General features: G+C 41.9%; 10 protein-coding genes and 1 tRNA gene. 3 read left to right on the plus strand and 8 right to left on the minus strand.

Annotation, left to right across the window (positions count from 1 at the left end; all coding sequences use genetic code 11):
• Positions 1-6: 6 nt before the first annotated feature.
• Genes LTAR_RS06725 through LTAR_RS06735 form a run of 3 tightly spaced genes read left to right on the plus strand, consistent with a single transcriptional unit; the run spans position 7 to position 4,593 of the window.
• Positions 7-2,349: a YfhO family protein gene (locus tag LTAR_RS06725; protein WP_062421404.1), complete on the plus strand. Its 2,343-nt coding sequence runs from the start codon at positions 7-9 to the stop codon at positions 2,347-2,349.
• Positions 2,346-3,320: an AAA family ATPase gene (locus LTAR_RS06730; RefSeq protein ID WP_062421405.1), complete on the plus strand. Its 975-nt coding sequence runs from the start codon at positions 2,346-2,348 to the stop codon at positions 3,318-3,320. Before LTAR_RS06725 ends, LTAR_RS06730 begins: the two co-directional genes overlap by 4 nt.
• Positions 3,277-4,593: a DUF58 domain-containing protein gene (locus tag LTAR_RS06735; RefSeq protein WP_081419858.1), complete on the plus strand. Its 1,317-nt coding sequence runs from the start codon at positions 3,277-3,279 to the stop codon at positions 4,591-4,593. Before LTAR_RS06730 ends, LTAR_RS06735 begins: the two co-directional genes overlap by 44 nt.
• Before the next feature lie 20 nt (positions 4,594-4,613).
• Here LTAR_RS06735 and LTAR_RS06740 read toward each other — a convergent pair whose 3' ends face one another.
• From LTAR_RS06740 to LTAR_RS06775, 8 genes are all read right to left on the minus strand, one after another.
• Positions 4,614-5,057, minus strand: a complete 444-nt coding sequence (locus LTAR_RS06740) for a GNAT family N-acetyltransferase (RefSeq protein WP_062421407.1) — start codon at positions 5,055-5,057, stop codon at positions 4,614-4,616.
• A 12-nt stretch (positions 5,058-5,069) separates the two neighbouring features.
• A complete protein-coding gene (locus LTAR_RS06745; protein ID WP_201775947.1) occupies positions 5,070-6,851 on the minus strand; it encodes an RNA-binding domain-containing protein in 1,782 nt (593 codons plus the stop codon).
• Positions 6,852-6,872: 21 nt separating this feature from the next.
• Positions 6,873-7,244: a response regulator gene (locus LTAR_RS06750; RefSeq protein ID WP_062421408.1), complete on the minus strand. Its 372-nt coding sequence runs from the start codon at positions 7,242-7,244 to the stop codon at positions 6,873-6,875.
• Positions 7,241-9,736, minus strand: a complete 2,496-nt coding sequence (lon, locus tag LTAR_RS06755) for an endopeptidase La (RefSeq protein WP_081419877.1) — start codon at positions 9,734-9,736, stop codon at positions 7,241-7,243. The genes LTAR_RS06750 and lon overlap by 4 nt, the downstream gene beginning before the upstream one ends.
• A 70-nt stretch (positions 9,737-9,806) precedes the next feature.
• The gene (locus tag LTAR_RS06760; RefSeq protein WP_062421409.1) at positions 9,807-10,184 is read right to left on the minus strand and encodes an Hsp20/alpha crystallin family protein; all 378 of its coding nucleotides are present in this window, start codon (positions 10,182-10,184) and stop codon (positions 9,807-9,809) included.
• Positions 10,185-10,211: 27 nt separating this feature from the next.
• The gene (tpx, locus tag LTAR_RS06765) at positions 10,212-10,730 is read right to left on the minus strand and encodes a thiol peroxidase (protein WP_062421410.1); all 519 of its coding nucleotides are present in this window, start codon (positions 10,728-10,730) and stop codon (positions 10,212-10,214) included.
• A 32-nt stretch (positions 10,731-10,762) separates the two neighbouring features.
• Positions 10,763-10,835: transfer RNA gene (locus tag LTAR_RS06770), tRNA-Arg, on the minus strand.
• A 224-nt stretch (positions 10,836-11,059) separates the two neighbouring features.
• Positions 11,060-12,232 (minus strand): NBR1-Ig-like domain-containing protein, encoded by a 1,173-nt coding sequence (locus LTAR_RS06775; protein WP_062421411.1) that lies wholly within the window; start codon positions 12,230-12,232, stop codon positions 11,060-11,062.
• Between the last annotated feature and the right edge of the window lie 522 nt (positions 12,233-12,754).

Raw genomic sequence — 12,754 nt, forward strand, 5'->3', positions numbered from 1 at the left:
AAAGAAATGGACGAGAAGTCTTCCCGTTGGGTATACGCTCCGATTATTCTTGCTCCCATCCTGCTGTTCTTGCCGGTATTGATACCGGGTAAAGCTCTATTCTGGGGTATTACATCCATACAATTCATTCCCTGGCATTGGGAAGCACTCAGAGCCCTTCAGAATGGAGAATTGCCTCTCTGGAACATATGGAACGGTATGGGAGCCCCACTGGCTGCCAATTACCAGTCTGCCGTATTTTATCCGCCCACATGGTTGACGTTGCTGGCAGGTTGGTTGGGTGGTTTGCAGGCCATGGCATGGTCGCACGGATTGTTGATTGTTTTGCATCTCATCTGGGCTGGCTGGGGGATGAAAAAACTCTCTGAGTTTTTGGGGTTACATCCGATTCCACAGGCAATCTGCGGGCTTTCATTCAGTTTATGCGGTTATTTCACCGCTCGAAGCAGCTTTCTGACAATGGTGCAGGCGGCAGCATGGCTTCCCTGGATCATTCTGGCTGCCAGCCGAATTGCAGCACCGATTCGGAATGAAAAGAATATTGAAGAGAAAATTCAATTACAAACCGCAATACCTCTCGCCCTTGCTTTTACTGGACAGTGGTTGAGCGGACATGCCCAGATTTCATGGTATTCACTTCTATTTTGTATGGCATGGTTGATGACAGGTGCCCTTATCAATGGTGGGGTCAAAAAACTGCTGCAGATTATCCTGCCGGTTGGACTTGCAGGAGTATTGGCTTTTCTGATCAGTTCAATTCAATTGGTCCCAACTATAGAATACTTTCTTCAATCGCAGCGTTCAGGAATTATTGATTATCAAACAGCCCTCTCGTATTCTTTCTGGCCATGGCGGGTTATTACCTGGATTTTTCCAGAGATTTTTGGAAATCCAGGACGCGGCGATTACTGGGGCTATGCCAGTTTTTGGGAGGATGCTGTCTATTTCGGCCTACTGCCGTTTGGATTGGCGTTGTATTATATTTTCAAAAAGAAAAACGATCCATCTGGAAGCCCGATAAAACCACTTTTCTGGTTTTGTATCATATCCTCACTTATTATTTTTATCCTGGCTCTGGGATGGAATACACCTGTTTTTATCTGGCTGTTTAAAAATGTACCAACATTTGGTTCCTTCAATGGTCCAACCAGGTGGATGATTCTGGTTGAGTTTTGCCTGATCCTGTTGGCAGGTTTAGGGGCAAATGAATGGATAAAGCACTCGATAATTTCTTCAAAAATAATCAACTTGAGTCTGGCAGGAATGCTGGCTTTGCTTCTCAGTACAACAGCGGCTATTATCTATCTTCCTGAAATAAAATTCTCCTTTAAATTCGCTATGATTTCTGCTGGCTTGATAGCCTGTAGTTATCTGGTTCTGATTAAATTGAAATCAACGATGGTTTCAAAATGGGGAATACATCGATGGCAAAATGCATTTGTTTTATTACTGGCAATTGATCTTATTTGGGCAGGAAGTCAACTGAATCCGGTAGTTTCTTCAGAAATATATCTTCCCGAAGAAACTTCCAGAGAGCAAAAGATAAACGCAAGTGGGAGATATTTCATCTCAACTGTAGACGAAAGAGCTCAACGGTTTGATCGCTTTTTTAAATTCAACGATATTCGACCAGATATAGATTGGAATAATCTGGTCAGAGATTACCTGCCAAATTCCAACATTTTCTCTTCACAAGAAATGGTAAACAACTTTGATCCGATGCTGCCAGACCGTTACCTTGATTACTTAAATACACTTGAATCAGCGACACCGGAAAATCGTGAAAAATTGCTTTCTCTTGCCAATGTGACCCATGTGGCTGAAGTACCTTCGAAAGAATTGTCAAAAATCCGATGGCAAAAAATGGAGCCTTTTCCTTCCATACGTATGGTTTATTGTGCGGTATCTGTCAAAAATGCCGGAACAGCACTTGATTGGGTGAAATCCGCAGTAAGATCTGACCTACTAGACAAAATCGTGGTTGAAGATCATGATACTCAACAGCCTCATTGTGATAACACTATTCAACAATCCACAGTAACAATCGAACGGATAAAGAAATCAACCTGGCAGACAATCTCAATAAAAAACAATCCTGCGGAAGGATGGCTTTTTCTGGCCGATAGCTGGTATCCAGGGTGGAGAGCAACTGTAGATGGAAATCCTGTGAGTTTATTTTCCGCAGACTTCGCTTTTATGGCTCTTCAAGTTCCAGCCGGCGATCACATCGTACAAATTAATTACCAACCAATTTCCTTTTTAATAGGTACATTCTTTTCAATCATGGGTATTATTGGAGCTATTATTATGAAATTCGTTGTTAAGAAATCCGCTGGAGGATCTCAATGAAAGAAGAAGAAAACATCAAACAGGCACAGGAGCTTGGAATACGGATTCTTACCAACCTTGAACAGGTGATTTTTGGAAAAAGACCAGTTCTTGAACTTGTTGTAATTGGTCTTTTATCCGAAGGTCATATCCTGATAGAAGATGTCCCCGGCGTTGGAAAAACTATTTTAGCCAGAAGTTTAGCCATATCTACAGGCTGCAAGTATTCCCGAATTCAATTTACACCGGATTTATTGCCAAGCGATATTACCGGTGTATCTATTTATGATCAAAAGAAAAATCAATTTGAATTCAGGCCTGGTCCGGTTTTTACTCAGATATTGCTGGCTGATGAAATTAACCGGGCTACACCCAAAGCTCAATCTGCTTTATTGGAAGCGATGGGAGAAACTCAGGTTTCTGTTGATAATATGACCAGAGAATTACCTCGACCGTTTTATGTTATTGCCACTCAGAACCCTGTAGAATATGAAGGCGTATATCCCTTGCCTGAATCTCAAATGGACCGTTTCCTGTTAAGAACATCAATGGGATATCCAGAATTGGATGTAGAAGCGGCAATTTTGGAGAGAATGCAGGTGGAACATCCCATTAATTCACTAAAGGCAGTTGTCTCAGCAGATGAAATTCTCAAAGCGCAGACAATTGTCCGGAAAATCTATGTGGCTCCCAGTGTGAGGAATTATCTTTTAGCTATCATTCAGGCCACGAGGAAACATAATGACATTATTCTGGGTGCCAGTCCTCGCGCCAGCCTGGGTTTGATTCGGGCATCACAGGCTTCCGCGGTTTTGGAAGGAAGAAGCTACATTACACCGGATGATGTGAAAAAACTGGCAAGCGCTGTACTTTCTCACAGACTTGTTCTGAATCCAGAAGCCAGAATGAGCAATATGAACCGAAACACAGTTATGAACGAAATTCTGGATGGCATTCGGGCTCCATTGCGTGATGAAACTCTTCCGCGGTAGACTCGCTCAGAAAATTCATCCCGGAAGAAATTTCTGGGGTTTACTTGTCATTGCGGGTTTTCTTCTACTAACCCGGATGTTATTTGACGAGTCATTTTTTCTTAATTCGCTTTATGTTGTGGTGATCTATATTGTTTTCGCGTTCATATTTACATTCTTTGCATTAGATCACATCAGTATAGAACGGCGGTCCAGATATCACAAAAGACAGGTTGGTGATCTCTATGAAGAAAATCTGGATATCGTCAACAAATCGATACTTCCTGCTTTTTGGATGCAAATTAGAGATTGCTCGGATTTGAATGTAACCCAGTCAAAACGAATTATTGGTTATCTTGGCGGCCGGCAATCCAGGATTATTCGATTGAGCAGCATATTACAGAGAAGAGGAAATATCGCATTATCGCCAATTGAAATTATCACATCAGATCCACTGGGATGTTTTTATGCCATCCACCAGATTAGAACTGAGGGATCTTTAATCATACTTCCTTACCGGGTTGATTTATCCGCTGTTTCGGTAAGAAAACGGCAAAATGAGGAAGGCAGATCCTCAAAAATCGCGATACACCAGAATTCCATGATCAGCGGATCTGTGCGCGAATATTTGGATGGAGATCCTTTTAATCGGATACACTGGCCGACAACAGCCAGACGGGGAAATCTTCACACGAAACTACCAGACGAATCCGAACAGAAAATTGTCTGGTTATGCCTTGATTGTAATAAAAAGGTACAAACCAACAGGGCAGTACGTGTTGAAGAAGAACAAATAGACTTTCTTGATGCGGAAAAATTACATTCTTCTTATGCCTTGCCGCCTGATTCTTTTGAGGCGGCTGTCTCCATAACAGGTTCTCTGGCAACTACATGGCTGAAAAAAGGAATTGCGGTTGGATTGGCATTAAACCAGCAACCGTTTCAACTGATTTCTCCAGGATATGGAATCAGGCAGCAAACTGAGATTTTAAATCTATTGACATTTATTCGGGCTAATTCACAACACCCTCTTGTTGCTTTGTTGAACAATCTGTCACCACAGCTTAATTCGAGTGTAATCTGTTTTCTGGTAACACCAGATGATTCGGGCGAATTAGTACAATTCGCATATCAATTAAAGCAAAGAGGTATTGATATCCGAATCGTAGCCATAAATAAGGCCAGTTTTACTTCAGGATATAAAAGAATACCAGCTAATGGTATCTGGGGGAAATTCAGAAAGACCGATTTTGAGTATGGAGATTCGCTAAATAAACTGGTGGATGTTTTATAGAGAATAAGATAATTCTGTCATTACTTCAGGTATTTCGTGAAAGGGATGACATTCATTTGTTCATAACCGTTATGTTTATAAAACTCGGCAGTTTTAATATTTCCCGGTACCACAAACAGGTAAACTTTCGAGCATCCTGTTTTCAGTAATTCAGATTCTACTCGAGATAGTAATTCAGAACCAAGGTGACGTTTCTGATATTTTGGTAGTACGGCAAGATGGTAGATCAAACCCCGGCGTCCGTCAAACCCTCCCATGACGGTACCAATGATCTCATTCTTCCTTTCAGCCACAAAGAAGAGGCCAGGGCTCTTTTGAATGAGTCTTTCGATTTCTTCCATCTGATCAGAAAAAGACACATGTATACCTTCACCAACAGAAGTCCATAATCTGTAGACCTCAGAGTAATCCTCTGGATGACGATATTCGCGAATAAGAATATCCGAGAGATTTTGTGCTGTCATATTTCAATTTTTTTAAGAAGGCTCACTGGAGTTTTCGTCTTCTTCTGTTAATAATTTCCAGCCTCCGTGAATGCCATTTGGTGTAACGCCAAAGAAGAACCGATAACCATCATCAGGAAGGCGCTGGACAAGATCAAATGTGGGGGTCTTACCTTGTTGATAACGCTTAAGAAGTCCAAATTCACCATTCCAGTAGGCTGTTCGCGGGTCAAATTCTCCTTCAAGTTCCATATACCGGCTGATGGCATAATGCCATAACCGACGGGCTGAGCGCTGGGTTACATTTTTTACCATGGAACCATTTCGCAGGTCTCGCATGGTAAAGTAACGAGTTCCCTGGCGTTCTTCCACACTGGCTACTTCTACACCGGTTCTAGGCGTGGTCTCATCAGGTCTTGGAAATTCTTTCTCCTCAATGGAGGTTATTTCAGGTACTGCATCTGATCCGGGTTCAAGATGGATGACAACCTGACGGGCTTTTCCGCGGGTAACCAATCCTACTATCTCATCGCGCACAGCCAGACCGGTTTCAGCTTCACTGCGAACATAGATTTTATTGTCTTCCACAGCATATGGTGCATCGTCACCGCGTGGAATTATGACACGGATAATTTTTTTTCCACGGGTTTCCTGAACATCAAGATGACAGGTAAGGGCAGGGCTTATACGTTTGGAAATTTCTTTTTCCAAAAGATTAATATTTTGTTCGGGATCTGAGATACCGATGGGTGGTTTGTGTGGATCTGCACCAGTTCCGATGTACAGAGTTCCGCCATTCGTGTTGGCAAACGCACAGATGTCTGCGATAATGTTGTACAACTTGCCGCCACGGACTGTCATCGATTCATGAAAATCTTGGATGATGTTGGCGCCTTCTTCCTGTGAGGCGTGGATGAAGTCAAATGCCGGTTCTTCCTTTAGACGGTGGGGACGTGTTCGAGAAAAATCATTTGATCCAAACAGATCTTTGAGAGCTTTAAAACTGACTTCAGGAATCAGAACATCTGTTGCCCGATCGCCAATACCAAGATTCTTCTTTCGCAAAGGATCTGCCGTCAAACGGTGAGCATCGGAACCTTGAATACAATGCATACGGCGGGGATATTCAGGTTTCGTACCGTTAAAAAAAGCTGCTGTTGAACGGGGAGCTTTTGTATCAAGATCGGTGACTTCCAAAGCATCCAGAGCCTCATCTTGCGTATAGGCAATTTTTGTCTGGCCTCCAAAATTGAAACCCCGCATGGCTACACCATTGCTTGAATTGGCATGGGCTGCAATAACAATACCGCCAGCCGATTGGATTTTTTGATAGGCTGTCAATACATCAACAGTGGCTCCAACTGTAGCTGAACCATCATCCAATATTGTTCCTGGAATTTTCAAATCAAGAAGAAGGTGTTCAATATCACGCACGGGGGTATTTTGCGAAAAAACCCCAATAATGTGAAACCCGAAGGTCGCCGTAAATTCAATGCCAGGAAGAACCAGGATTTTTTTTAATAACCGCCGATATTCCAAAAGACGGTTCTTTTCATCAGGAAGAAGTCGGTTGAGTTTTTCTAATAATTCGAGTTGCTCAATTTCATTCTGCATTGACCGGTAACCGGCAATTGTGTTGTGATCTGTAAAAGCGATAATATCAAGATTTCGCTGCTCAGCCCTCTGGATGAGTTCCAAATAGGAAATCTCAGGTTGTTGAAAATCGCTGGATGCCGGTGTATGGATATGTAGATCCATAGTCCGCCATTGATTGGAAGGTTCAACTTTTTTCCCCGCAGATTTTTGTTTATTCAAAAGGATGTCTCCTTATAGATTTCATAATAATTTCTTTATCAAATTAATCAGGTCATCTGGCATATAGGGTTTCATTAAAAATGCATCTGCACCGGCTTTCATGCTTTCCTGTTTCTTATCCGAACCAGAACTCATGATTATTTTTACATTTTTTAATTCGTCCATTTTGCGTAGTTGATCCAATAATGCCAGGCCACTGGTGCCGGGAAGATTCACATCCATCAAGATTACATCTGGAGTAATGTCTTTTATTAATTGAATAGGGTCATCCAAAGGGAAGGATGGCCCGGTTACCAAAAAGTTCTCCAATTCAAGTAATGTTTGCAACAAAGAACGCATCATTGCATTATCTTCCAGTATGAGAACTTTTTGTTTTTCATCCATAGAGGTCATTTTTTCGCTTTCTTCTTGGGAATGGCGATTTTTATTACATCATCCATATGTTCAACAAGATGAAATTCCATATCTTTACGAATTTCCTGAGGAATGTCATCAAGATCAGGCTCGTTCAATTTAGGAAGAATAATTGTTTTCAAACCAGCCCGATGGGCAGCCAACATTTTTTCCTTGATACCACCAACAGGAAGAATTTGCCCGCGAAGTGTAATTTCACCTGTCATACCCAGATCTGCACGAATGGGACGATCGGTAAGCAGGGAAATTAGAGCAGTTGTCATGGTTACACCGGCAGAAGGGCCATCTTTGGGTGTGGCACCTGCGGGTACATGTAGATGAATGTCTTCTTTTTGAAAGAATTGTGGGTCAATATTCATCTCTTTGGCATGCGACCGCACAAATGTAAGTGCTGCATGTGCAGATTCTTGCATGACTGTTCCAATTGAACCGGTAATCTGAAATCCTTTTGAGCCTGGCATTTTGGACGCTTCAATGAAGAGGATATCTCCACCGGTTGGTGTCCAGGCTAAACCGGTGGCCACGCCCGGGATGGATGTTCGACGTTCTATCTCTTCATTACCCATAAATTTGGGACGTCCAAGCAAATTATGGACTTCCTTTTCTCCGATTTTTCCTCTGTGTCTTTTCCCTTCAGAGATAGTAGTGACTATCTTTCGGCAAATTGCCCCAATTTCTCGTTCCAGGTTCCTGACTCCGGCTTCACGTGTGTACTGCCGGATGATAGACAAAATCCCATCATCGTCAAGCTTAATTTCTTTATTCAGCAGACCATTTTCTGCTATCTGTCGGGGGATGAGGTAATTACGGGCTATGTTTAGTTTTTCTTGTTCTGTATAGCCAGCAATCTGGATGACTTCCATACGGTCAAGAAGTGGTGCCGGGATAGTCTCAAGCGTGTTGGCTGTGGTGATAAACATCACCTGAGACAGGTCAAACGCCACTTCAAGATAATGATCGCGAAATTCAAAATTCTGTTCCGGATCAAGTACTTCCAGTAGAGCAGAGGCTGGATCGCCGTGGAAATCAAATCCCAATTTGTCAATTTCATCGAGCATGAACACCGGATTATATGATTCAACCCTGCGTAATGCCTGTAGAATACGGCCTGGAAGCGCACCAATGTATGTTCGGCGATGGCCGCGAATTTCAGCTTCATCTCGCATACCACCAAGTGAAATTCGGATGAACTTTCTACCAAGTGCACGGGCTATGGATTGTCCCAGTGAAGTTTTCCCTACCCCTGGAGGACCAACAAAACAAAGAATGACCCCTTCACGCTCTTTTCGAATCAGATCGTTCCTTTTTGCAGAGTCTAATTCTGTTTTGCGTTCAAGACGCAATTTCCGAACGGCCAGATATTCAAGGATCCGTTCTTTAACATCATTAAGACCGTAATGATCCTCATCCAACACTTTGCGGGCATTAATGATATCCAGATTGTCTTCAGTTGATTTTTTCCAGGGCAGGGCAGCCAGCCACTCTATATAAGATCGAATGACACCATATTCTGCTGCGGCTGTAGGTAGACGTGAGAGACGTTCCAGCTCACGATTTGCCTGTTTGAGGGCTTCTTCCGGCATTTCGGCTTCATCAATACTTTTTCGAAGATCATTGATATCTTCGGTTTGTTCATCACCTTCGCCAAGTTCTTTTTGTATGGCCTTTAATTGTTCACGAAGAAAATAATCTCGTTGAACTTTCTCGATCTCTGACCGGGCTTCATTTTGAATTTTCTGCCCCAGATCGAGAACTTCGCTTTCACGAACCAAAATGGAAACAAGTTTCCGGAGTTTTTCGTCAACGGGGTCCAATTCGAGAATTGCCTGCGCATCGGCTAATTCCATGCGTTCAAAATTCGCGATGGAATAGGCCGTTTGAAGAGGATCCGAGATATTTGTTATGGAATCTACCAACTCCCGTGGTATGGACGGGATCATTTTTGCAATATGCTCAAATTGATCCCTGGCATTACGGGCCAATGCTTCAGTTTCGAGACTTTCTGAAACAACTTCGGTTGCTGGTGTTATTTTCGCTACCAGATAAGGTTCCAGGGAGGTAAATTCTCCAAGGTGAAAACGGCTGATTCCCTGGATTAGGATACGTATGGTTCCATCTGGCGTACGGAACAGACGATGAATAATTGCCACTGTTCCGACTGAATATAAATCTTCTGGACCAGGATTTTCCAGTTCTGGATTTTTTGCGGTAACCAGTCCAATGATCCGATTCCCGGACACTACGTCATCCACAAGCCGTATGGAACGAGGTTGACCAATTGTCAATGGGACGGCTGTTTGTGGATAAACGACCAATCCACGCAGCGGTAATATGGGTAATGTCTCAGGTATTGATAAAACCCCGTCATTTCCAGACTCGGGATTCTCAATCGGATTTTCTTCTGTTTTTACCAGATTATTTGTATCAGACAAAGATAATCCTAGAAACAAGTCACCAAGATTTTGAATCATATTTTCATCTTCAAACCAATTCAGGATTTCTTTCAAATTTGCATTCCAACGTGAGGCGACCATTCGATGATCAGGCTTCCTTATCTTTTATGTGAATTTCTTGAGGTACTGCTTTGGCAATGTTAATCGTTAAGAATCCATCGATATACTCAGCTTTAATGGAATCACGGTCAACAGGTTGAAGAATTTTCACTTCTATTTGAAATTCTCCAAAATGAATTTCCATTTGATGAAAAGCGTGATTTTTCATTGGATCATGCCGTATACCACTTACAAACAGGGTATTATGGTCCATCCGTATTGAAAAATCTTTTTCATTTACTCCGGCAATTTCTACCCGGATAATAAATTCTTTCTTCGTTTCAACCACATCCACCGGAGGGCGGTAGCTGTTATTTTCATACGAAACCCGAAGGTTGAACATACCAGAACGTGGATATTCAAACATTCTTACCTTCTTTGATCTTTTACCCGATTACAGTGCATTTCGTGCAGTCTCAAGCACTTCAGAATAATCAGGTTCGTCACCGAGATTCTGCGAATAATTTGCATAGATTATCTTATACTTTTTGTCGATAACAAAAACTGCATTGCGTAATACACGATGCTCCTTAATTAAACAACCATATTTTTTCCCAAAATTTGTCTTCAAATGATCTGAAATTACAATTATCTGATCAATTCCAGCCGTAGCACAATATCTTTTTTGTGCATATGGCAGATCAGTACTGATAATTAGTATGGATATTACTTTTGAAAGATTTCCAGCTTCTTCATTGAAGCGGCTGATTTCACGATTACATACTTCCATTTCCACTGAAGGGACGGAAACAATTATCCGTACCTTTCCTCTGGTCATTTTTAAAATATCCAGATATGTCCAATCTTGAAGATGCGCCTTAAAAGATGGGGCTTGTTGACCGATTTTGATATCTTCCCCAATAATCGTGGCATCTTTATTGTCAAATCGGATGAGCCCCTTACGTTCCAACATCCAAATCCTCCAATAATGTCAACGTACAAAGGCGCCCCCGGTGGGAGTCGAACCCACAACCAACAGCTTAGAAGGCTGGTGCTCTGTCCATTGCGCTACAGGGGCAAGTAACAACACTTAATATCGAAAATTGACTTCAAATTTGCATTGAAACCAACGCATTATTTTCTATTCTTTACATCGTCAATTATAGTCGATTTGATATTGATGCGAATAGATTTTTTAGATTTTTGTACAAGAATTCTATAAGAAATTTTCCATTTTCCAAACAATAACCGGGATGTCTGTTACTTTAGGCATCCCGGTTTCAAATTCAAGAAGAGTTTTTCCTACGGAGTAATGATCGGGCTAAAGATAAACGCATAGTTATCTGAACTACCTTCCATCGGATAGATATAGAAGAGGAAGGATGTCGCTTTACCCGTCATTCCATACTGGTTATTCTGGGTTAGCTTGATAGATATCTCCTCCCATTCACCAAATCCGTGAACTCGGTTAACCAATTCCTGTTCTTCACCACCTTCAATAGAATATGTTAACCGGAAGCGGAAATTACATTTTGTATAACCTTCCAGACATCCAAAGTGAAAGATCAGGTTGGAATATTCGGGCACAACAATGGGTGGAAATTGACCAACAATAAAGCTGTTTGATTCTTTAGGAGGAACCATGACGATTGCCGGATCATTTTCTTTGATACCACCTTCGATAGCCGGGGCCGTGTTAATATACATGAAGCCTCTGGGATCATTCTTCGTCCCAGGGCAGGGAAGGACGCCAGCCGAACTGGTCCAGGTTGCGCTGCAGGCATTGGCGATGAAATTGTAGGTTTTGCCTACATAGATTTCAGACCAGATAGATTGTTCCTTTCCCTTGTTATCCATAATGCCAAATACCTGGCCGTTCTTATTCATTAATTTCCATTGACTGAACACATGAGAGCCGATTTCTTGAGGGGCAGTCAGAGTAACAGATACATGAGCTGTTTGCCCGGGAAGGATATTCTCTGTCGTTAAGGGTACACGGTTGGGAGCACTCATCTGATTGGCACCAATCCATACCAGACTGTAATCGGATGTCCAGGTACAGGATCCCGCATTACGAACTGCCCATGTTTTTACGAATTGTGTTCCAGGGGGAACCATTGTTCCATCGGGAATGGTGATGTCGCCCACATACGATGCATAATCAGTGCATTTCCCGGGAGCCAGAGTATTCGTAGGTTTCACAGCAGCCGCCTGCGCTGCTGGTTGGGCAGCTGCTGTTGGCGCAACAGTGTTTTCCTGGGTGGCTGTAGGAGCTGTTGTTGCCGTCGGTTTGGCTTCATCTGTTTTTTGAACCTCGGCAACTTTTGTCGTTAAAGCTGACAGGGTTTGAGCAACGGCTGCATTGATTTGATTCTGAACATCCATCGAATCAGGAGTAGATTCCTGTGCCGTGCAAGATGTCAGTAAAATTGCCACCAACAAAAAGGCGGTTGTAATTTTCCGTAATTTTGTCATAAGAATTTCCTTCGCTCTTTGTGTATAGCTCAATTGACAATAGAATTATACATGGTTTCAATTTGCATACAGTTGCAAGGAATAGACCATACAAAAAGAACATGGCTGGGTAAATAATCTCAACCTTAAAAAGAAGAAATCACTAATTTCTGAAAATGGTTGTTCAGATTGATTTCGCGTAATGTGTCGTTCGGATTATGTAGTATTTAGCAGAACGAGGGTAGGTTTCCTTTCTGAATGATTCCAATAAAATGAGAGACTTTAATAACATCAAAAAAACGATTCACTTTCATTAATACTGGGGATATATTGATCATATTCGATCAACTCATATATATTGGGTGAAATTCCATTGTTGGAATATTTCCAGCAAGTTGTTATTATGTATTTGAAATCTGAGTAATGCGCTTTATTTTTACAATGGGTGTAAGAAGTCAACGGAATGAGTTGTCAAAGAAAATGAAGCACTTAAGCAAAGAAAACAAAAACAAAATATTCTCCTGATTAATACTATCTTTTTTA

Source organism: Leptolinea tardivitalis (assembly GCF_001050275.1).
GTDB classification, from domain to species: domain Bacteria; phylum Chloroflexota; class Anaerolineae; order Anaerolineales; family Anaerolineaceae; genus Leptolinea; species Leptolinea tardivitalis.